Genomic DNA, 7549 nt, shown 5'->3' on the forward strand with positions numbered 1-7549 from the left:
AAGGTCGCAGACCGCTGACCAGCACGGTCGCAGACCGCTGACCAGCACGGTCGCAGACCGCTGACCAGCACGGTCGCAGACCGCTGACCAGCACGGTCGCAGACCGCTGACCAGAACTGGCAAAGCCCGCTGACCCGGACAGCGGCGGGGTTGCCGCCACAATGGGTTGATGGACATAGCTGTGACCGGCTCGACCGGCCTCATAGGCAGACAGCTCGTCGACAGGCTCCGCGACGACGGCCACCACGTGGCGCCGGTCGTGCGCCCCGACAGCAGCAACACCGTCGGCGAGCCCGTACGTTGGGACCCCCGGAGCGGTGAGATCGACGCGCAGGGACTCGAAGGCATCGATGCGGTGGTGCACCTCGCCGGCGAGGGCATCGGCGAGAAGCGATGGACCCGAGACCAGAAACGCAGGATCCTCGAGTCGCGGACACGGTCGACCGAGCTACTGGCGAAGACCCTGGCAAAGCTGAAGTCCGCGCCCGCAGTGATGCTGTCGGCCTCGGGGGTGGGCTACTACGGCGACACCGGCGACACACCGACCGACGAGACGGGAGAGCCGGGAGACGACTTCCCTGCCGAGGTGTGCATCGAGTGGGAGGCATCCACCGCCGCGGCTGAAGAGGCAGGGATCCGGGTTGCGCACCTGCGCAGCGGAGTGGTTCTGTCCCCGAAGGGCGGGGCGCTGGCGCGGCAGCTCACACCGTTCCGGCTGGGACTCGGCGGGCGCTCGGGCGACGGATCCCAGTACATGAGCTGGATCCACATCGACGACGAGATCGAGGCGATCGTGCACCTGCTGACAGCCGACCTGTCAGGCCCGGCCAACCTCACCGCACCCAACCCGGTCACCAACCTCGAGTACACCAAGGCCCTCGGCAGGGCGGTTCACCGACCCACGTCGGTGCTCCCGATGGCGGGGCCGCGGTTGCTCTTCGGCCGCGAACTGGCCGACTCGCTGCTGCTGACCAGCCAGCGGATCGTGCCCGCAGTCCTGCAGAACTCCGGCTTCAGCTTCGCCTTCCCGGAAATCGACGGAGCCATGGCCGACCTGGTCGGCTGATCCACCGACAGCTAGAAGGCGGAGCCGGCGCTGAACTGCACGGCGCCCGGCGGGCACTTCTCGGGCTTGCCCAACCAGAACGCGTGCTCGGCCATGGCCATCAGCTCGTGGTCACCCGAGCTGTTGCCGTATGACCACAACTCGATGTCGTCGAGCGGATCGTCGGCGCCGACACCGAGCCACTCACGCAGGCGCACCTCCTTCTCACCGGCGCGAACATTGGGCCGACTGAGCGCACCGGTGAGCACACCGTCGACCACCTCGGGCTCCACGCCGATCACGTCGGTCATATGGAAGTGCCTGGCTATGGGCTGCAGGTAGTACACCAGCGAAGCCGACACGAACAGCGTCTCGTGGCCGGCAGCCACATGACGGCGCACCTGGTCCACCATGTCGGCGCGCAGGCCGCGATCGACCAGCCTGGTGGCATACACGCCGCCGGCGCGCAGCAGTTCCCGCTCGCTGTGCCCGGTGAGCAGTCGCTCGACCATGTGTTCCTTGAGTTCGTCGCGGTCACGCCAGTCGAACTGACCCCGGAGCCCCGCCACACCGGCGGCAACCGATCCGGTGATCGAGCTGCCGAAGCCGGCGGTGCGAGCCACGAACTGGATCAGCGTGTCGCGCCGAGAAACCGTGCCGTCGAAGTCGAACGCCGCAACACGGCGCTTCCTCGACGATTCAGCGGGTTCGCCCGGTGCTCTGTCTGGCAATGAGTCGGAGGTCACAGCCCACGATCCTGCCGCGGCTCAAGGCGCGGGGCCACAACGACCGATGTCGGGGTAGCGGTGCACTGGCCGCCACCACTGGACTCATGGAAGGACCCATGGACCGCGCAAGCCCCCGAAGCGGACCCGCACGATCGATCACGCTGGCGGCAACCGCCGCCGTGGTCGCCCTGGTCATGGCGGCCTGCGTGCCAGCCGGCGACCTCGGCCCACTCGGCAGCAGGCCGGCCCCCACCGGGCCGCCGGAGCGCGAGATGGTGTTCCCGGTCGGACGCGAGGTCAGCTTCTCGGACACCTTCGGGGCACCCCGCGGCGGCGGCACCCGGACCCATGAGGGCCAGGACCTCATGGCACCGAAGGGAACTCCGCTCGTGGCAACCGCCGATGGCGAAGTCAGCTGGATGCGGTGGGACAACGTCGGCAACGGCGGCAACATCCTCGTGCTCACCGACAACGACGGCTGGGAGTACTGGTACATACACATCAACAACGACACGCCCGGAACGGACGACGGCGTCAACACCTATGACGAGGCCTTCGCCGATGGCATCAAACGCGGCCAGCGCGTGAAGGCAGGCGAAGTGATCGCATGGGTCGGCGACTCCGGCAATGCGGAACACACCGGCTCGCACCTGCACTTCGAGATGCACGACCCGACGGGCGCTGTCGTCAACGGATTCAACAGCCTCGCCCACGCATCGCTGTACGTCCGCGGGGGCACCGAGCACGCCGCCGATGCAGCATTCGGATTCGTCGATTCGGTTTCCCGCTCAGGCGCTGACTCCGTGGACATCGTGGGCTGGGGCATCGACATGCACTCCGACGACCCGATCGAGGTGAGTGTGTACGTCGACGGCAACCCTGTCGCCACCAACGACGCCGACATGGCCAGGCCCGACGTGGCCGCATCCAATCCCGGTCGAGCCGAGGAACACGGATTCTCGTTCAGCGGACTTCCGATCGCAGCGGCAGCCGAGGTGTGCGTCGTCCTGCACAGCATCGACGGAGGCGGCAACGTGCGTCTGCCGTGCGTCGCCGCTCCCGCCTGAGGCCGGGCGCCGCCGAGTGGTCCGACGTCGCCGTCACGGGAGGATGGGCCGGATCACTCACCTCGAAAACCACAGTGAAGTCGCCCGCGGGTGCGGTGAAGCTGCGACTGCCGGAGTAGTCGCAGGGGTCGAAGGCCCTGTCCCAGGTTCCGTCGCCGTCCAGGTCGATCCGACAGGTGAGCTCGTCGCGGTTCGCGTCGGTCATGTGCCACGCGTCCACGGACCCGGCTACGCGAGGGAACCCGGGCCGCTCGACCCGGGCTCCCTCGCTTTCGGCGTCGCCACGATCAGTGACGACCAGTACTCAGAAGTCGGCGGTATTGGATCCGACGACGAGGCCGTCCACTGCGACGGTCTGGTCCGGGTTGTACGAACCGAGGTTGGCACCGAAGCCACCGAGCACCGCACCCGGGTACGCGGCCTGGATCTCGGACCAGGTCAGCAGCACGGACCGCGTCGGCTGGTCGTTGGTCGCACGTGTGCTCCACCACACGCCTGCTGATGCGTCCCACTCCTGCCACTGGGCGGTCAGCACCGCCGATCCGCCGCCTGCCTGCAGGTAGGGCTCGTAGACCAGCGTGGTGTAGCCGTTGGGATTCCCGGCGGTGTCGATGACATCCGCGCCGTACAGCTCGATGTTGAGCGAAGCCGTCACCTGGGGGTCGCCCGTCGATGAAGGGTCGCGGTATGCCCAGTAGCTCACGTCGTTGACGGTCGAGAGGTCAACGCCGACGTCCTCGTAGGTGAACGCCTGCGCCTTGGCCTCGTTGGTCGCGTCGGTGGTGAGTTCGAGTGCGCTGCAGCCGTACCCGAGTACGTTCGGGTAGCCCTCCGAAATCGACGACGTCCCACCGACTCGCGTGTCAGCCTGCCACCAGCCCGGCTCGTTGGCCGCTGCCGGGTAGCCGACCTGCAGGTCGATGTCGCCATCGCACGGGGCAGACCCCGGCTTGTTTGCACAGCCTGCCGCTACAAGCACGACACCCATTCCAAGCGCTAGCGCGACCTTCTTCGCGCTCAATCCGATTCGCCCATTCATGATTAGCCCCTTGTTTGTCCCGCCGGAGCCACAACACCCCAGCCGCCTTGCCAGCAAGCTAGTCGGTTCCGTCACGCAATCACAGTCGAACCTGACACCCGCGTCAGCACCAGCCGCGATGACGTTCCAGCGGCAGGCGACGCGGTCCTACACGGCATGGATCCGACGGACCTCACAGGCACTCCTCGAGGAAGCGAACGACCTCCACATTCGTCGACCGGGCATTGTTCCCCCACCGACCATCCGGGCCAGGACGCGCAAGAGCCCGGAACCCCGTGGTCACGGTCGTTCCGGGCTCTCGTCGCGTTCAGGATGTCACTTGGGCTGCATGCGCATGCCGGAGTCGATTCGCACCGACTCACCGTTCATGTAGCCGTTGCGGATCAGCTCGAGGGCGAGCGACGCGTACTCCGAGGAGAACCCGAGGCGCTTCGGGAACAGGCACCCGGCTCCGAGGCGCTCCTTGAACTGGTCAGCGGCCTCACCCTCGCCGTAGATCGGGGTGTCGAACAGACCGGGGATGATCGTGTTGACGCGCACGCCGACCGCAGCGAGGTCACGGGCACACACCAGCGTGATGCCGACCACACCGGCCTTGGAGGCGGTGTAGGAGGCCTGGCCGATCTGGCCCTCTACAGCAGCGATCGACGCCGTGTTGACGATCGCGCCGCGCTGTCCGTCGTCGTCGGGATCGTTCTGCGACATCGCCGTGGCCGCGAGGCGGATGCAGTTGAAGGTGCCGACGAGGTTGATGTCGATGACCTTCTTGAACAGATCGAGGTCGTGTGCCGACTCGTACTTGCCGTCCTTGCCGATCGTGCGGGTGGCCCAGCCGATGCCGGCGGAGTTGACCAGCGCCTTGGGCGGGCCGAGCTCCTTGGCCTTTTCGATAGCGGCGATCACCTGGTCGGTGTCGGTCACGTCGGTCGGCATGAACGCGCCGTCGACGTCCTTGAGGATCGCCTCGGCCTTGTCGGCCTGGTGCTCGAGGTCCATGATCACGACCTTGGCGCCGGCTTCCCCGAGAGCCCGCGTGGCGGCCTCTCCGAGTCCCGATGCGCCACCGGTTACGAGTGCAGATGCTCCATTGATGTCCAGCATGTACCGAACTCTATTGACCGGCCGGTCAAGTCCGCCAACCGGAGCGCCGCCGGTCCCACAGCGCGACGACCAGGAAGGCCGCCGCCACCAGCAACTCGGGCTCGGCAACAGTGCGGAACCTCGGGTTGCCGTGCGAAAGCAGGGCCGTCGTCGCCACCATCACCACCGGGCCGAGAAGAACCACCACCTTGCGGCCGCGGCCGCGAGCCATCCACAGTCCCGCGGCCCCCGCTGCGAGCGTCAACACCGCAGTCGCACGCACGGTCCACTGGAACCACTCCGAACGGGTTTCCTGGGCGTCACGCTCGACGAGGTCAACCGGGTCCCACAGCCCCCACACCCGCAGTTCCCGCGCAGCCAGGACCAGCGGCAGCCGGCGTGCATTGTCGCGGATGTAGTCGACCGCCTCGCTTCGCAGACCGCTCGACCACTCCGCCTCGCCGAGCCGCGTGCGGTCCTGCGGTCGCGTGCACTCGTACTCCCATGACCCGAGTGAGTCACCCGACCAGGTGAGGTCGCAGTTGGAGCCGGCCAGCGCAGTCGCCGGCGACACGTTCGAAATGGTCGGCTCCCCGACCGCCGAGTTGTTGCGAACGAGCCACGGGGTCATGACGAGTAGCGCCACGAGTCCGGCGCCGACCACACCGGTGAGCCGGGCCCGCAGCACCGTGGGGCTCCACCACAGGATCGGCAACACCAGGAACACCAGGAGCATGAGTGCCTCGGAGCGGGTGAGGGCAGCCAGTCCGATCGACACACCGAGGCCGACCCAGGCCCACCAGTTGCCCTCCCAGCCCGCGACCAGGGCGGCCAGCACCGCCGTGGTGACCAGCGGAACGTAGAGCGCCTCGGACATCAGCGATCCGTCGGCTGCGATGAGCATCGGCGATGCAGCGACCAGCATTGCGGCGGCCAGGCCGACACGGTCACCGAACAGGCGACGGCCGAGCGCCGCTGCAACCACCACGGTGATCGCTCCGAGGACCGCACCCGACAGCTGTGCGACCGTTTCAGATGTGCCGAAGAGCGTCTGCAGCAAGGCGAGGACGGCTGGGTACAGCGGAGGGAAGTTGGCGGTGGCAACGGTCTCGCCGGTGGTGAAGAGAGTCTCGGGGTCAACGAACCCGTGGCCTTCCCTGATTGCACCACCCACCAGCAGGTACCACGTTGCATCCGCACCCAGTTCGAGGTCGCGGGCCACCACGAGCACATAGACGGCCCTTGCTGCTGCCCCCAGGGCAGCCACGATTCCCACGCGCATCCACCATCGATTCGATGTGTCTGCGCGCTCGGGCGAGTCCATGCAGGCGGTCTACCAGCCGACCCGGCTCAGCGGAAGGTTCGTACCGCCGGCCGGCGGTCAGAGCGGAGCATCGGCGATGGCGACCTCTTCGGGCTCGGCCGGCTCCAGGAGGTAGCGGTACAGGAGTCCACCGATCACACCGCCCACGATCGGTGCCAGCCAGAACAACCACAGTTGGCTGAGGTTGTCGCCGCCCACGAACAGCGCCGGGCCGGTCGAGCGGGCCGGGTTGACCGACGTGTTGGTCACCGGGATCGAGATCAGGTGGATGAGGGTGAGGGCCAGGCCGATCGCAATGGGGCCGAACCCGGCCGGAAGCCCCTTGCGGGTCGCTCCGAGGATGATCATGAGGAATCCGGCGGTGAGCACCACCTCTATGACGAGCGCCGCGAGCAGGCTGTAGCCGCCGGGCGAGAGGTCACCGAATCCGTTTGTGGCGAACTCGCCGGCACGACCCGAGACGATCTCGAAGCCGTCGACCCCGTTGGCGATCAGCAGCAGAAGGCCGGCACCGCCGATGGCGCCGAGGACCTGGGCGACGATGTAGGGCAGGACCTCGCCGGAGGAGTGCTTGCCACCGGCCAGTAGCCCGAGGGTCACCGCGGGGTTGAAGTGACCGCCCGAGACGTGGCCGAACGCGTAGGCGCCACTCAGCACGGTGAGGCCGAATGCAAACGACACACCGAGAAAGCCGATGCCGACCGGGAAGTCGTTGTCGGCGAAGAAGTTGGCGGCCAGCACTGCGCTGCCACAACCCCCGAACACCAACCAGAGTGTGCCGAAGAACTCGGCTACGAGCTTGGGACCCATTGGAACTGCCTTTCGTCGGTTCCCCGCGACGCTAACCACAGGCGCCCTCCCCATCGCGGAGCCCCCGTTGGTGCCCCACCCACCACACCCAACCTGCCGGCCTGGTTGAGCCGGCCGGACCGGTCGGACCCAGGCCTGTGCTGAACTACTCATCCACCTTCTTGGAGTAGATCCGCGTCACATCGACGCGGCACCACTCCAGAACGCAGGATGAGTAACCCAGCACGGTGGGTCAGCTGCCCAGACGTCCGTCAGCTTTGCCCCACCCGCCGCCGCCGGGGGTGAGTACCCGCCGCACGTCGCCGGCTCGCCGCCCGACCGTGCCCTTGTCGGCCAGGCGCTCGGCGCGGGCTTCGTCGCCGGCGGGCAACAGCCCGCCCTCGCCCACCGCTCCCGGCCCGCCCCCTTCCACCCCCCACGGTCCGCTGCCCCCCCGCTCCGTCATGAGCGACGCGC

General features: G+C 67.8%; 8 protein-coding genes. 2 read left to right on the forward strand and 6 right to left on the reverse strand.

What is annotated here, in order from left to right; genetic code table 11:
* Positions 1-169 precede the first annotated feature (169 nt).
* A complete protein-coding gene (locus GY812_16805; protein MCP4437145.1) occupies positions 170-1066 on the forward strand; it encodes a TIGR01777 family protein in 897 nt (298 codons plus the stop codon).
* An 11-nt stretch (positions 1067-1077) separates the two neighbouring features.
* Here the strand turns inward: GY812_16805 and GY812_16810 are convergent, their stop codons facing one another.
* The gene (locus tag GY812_16810; protein ID MCP4437146.1) at positions 1078-1791 is read right to left on the reverse strand and encodes an HAD-IB family hydrolase; all 714 of its coding nucleotides are present in this window, start codon (positions 1789-1791) and stop codon (positions 1078-1080) included.
* Positions 1792-1889: 98 nt separating this feature from the next.
* Between GY812_16810 and GY812_16815 the strand changes: the two genes are divergently transcribed.
* The gene (locus GY812_16815; GenBank protein ID MCP4437147.1) at positions 1890-2840 is read left to right on the forward strand and encodes a M23 family metallopeptidase; all 951 of its coding nucleotides are present in this window, start codon (positions 1890-1892) and stop codon (positions 2838-2840) included.
* A gap of 304 nt (positions 2841-3144) precedes the next feature.
* On the opposite strand, the gene GY812_16820 is transcribed toward GY812_16815, so the two are convergent.
* The 5 genes from GY812_16820 to GY812_16840 form a co-directional block, all read right to left on the reverse strand.
* Positions 3145-3879 (reverse strand): hypothetical protein, encoded by a 735-nt coding sequence (locus tag GY812_16820; protein MCP4437148.1) that lies wholly within the window; start codon positions 3877-3879, stop codon positions 3145-3147.
* A 315-nt stretch (positions 3880-4194) separates the two neighbouring features.
* Positions 4195-4977, reverse strand: a complete 783-nt coding sequence (locus tag GY812_16825) for an SDR family NAD(P)-dependent oxidoreductase (protein MCP4437149.1) — start codon at positions 4975-4977, stop codon at positions 4195-4197.
* 28 nt (positions 4978-5005) lie between these two features.
* Entirely contained in the window at positions 5006-6283 is a 1278-nt protein-coding gene (locus GY812_16830; protein ID MCP4437150.1) for a glycosyltransferase family 39 protein, read from the reverse strand.
* Positions 6284-6340: 57 nt separating this feature from the next.
* Positions 6341-7093 carry an aquaporin Z gene (gene aqpZ, locus GY812_16835; GenBank protein MCP4437151.1) on the reverse strand — a complete coding sequence of 251 codons (753 nt, stop codon included), beginning with the start codon at positions 7091-7093 and terminating at the stop codon, positions 6341-6343.
* A gap of 232 nt (positions 7094-7325) precedes the next feature.
* Positions 7326-7549: hypothetical protein (locus tag GY812_16840; GenBank protein MCP4437152.1), on the reverse strand; the 224-nt coding region annotated here is incomplete at its 5' end.

Source organism: Actinomycetes bacterium, from assembly GCA_024222295.1.
Classification (GTDB): domain Bacteria; phylum Actinomycetota; class Acidimicrobiia; order Acidimicrobiales; family Microtrichaceae; genus JAAEPF01.

Coding starts and splice junctions, on each gene's coding strand:
- GY812_16805 (MCP4437145.1), top strand. CDS start 170: ATGGACATAGCTGTGACCGGCTCGACCGGCCTCATAGGCAGACAGCTC.
- GY812_16815 (MCP4437147.1), top strand. CDS start 1,890: ATGGACCGCGCAAGCCCCCGAAGCGGACCCGCACGATCGATCACGCTG.
- GY812_16820 (MCP4437148.1), bottom strand. CDS start 3,879: ATGAATGGGCGAATCGGATTGAGCGCGAAGAAGGTCGCGCTAGCGCTT.
- GY812_16830 (MCP4437150.1), bottom strand. CDS start 6,283: ATGGACTCGCCCGAGCGCGCAGACACATCGAATCGATGGTGGATGCGC.
- aqpZ (MCP4437151.1), bottom strand. CDS start 7,093: ATGGGTCCCAAGCTCGTAGCCGAGTTCTTCGGCACACTCTGGTTGGTG.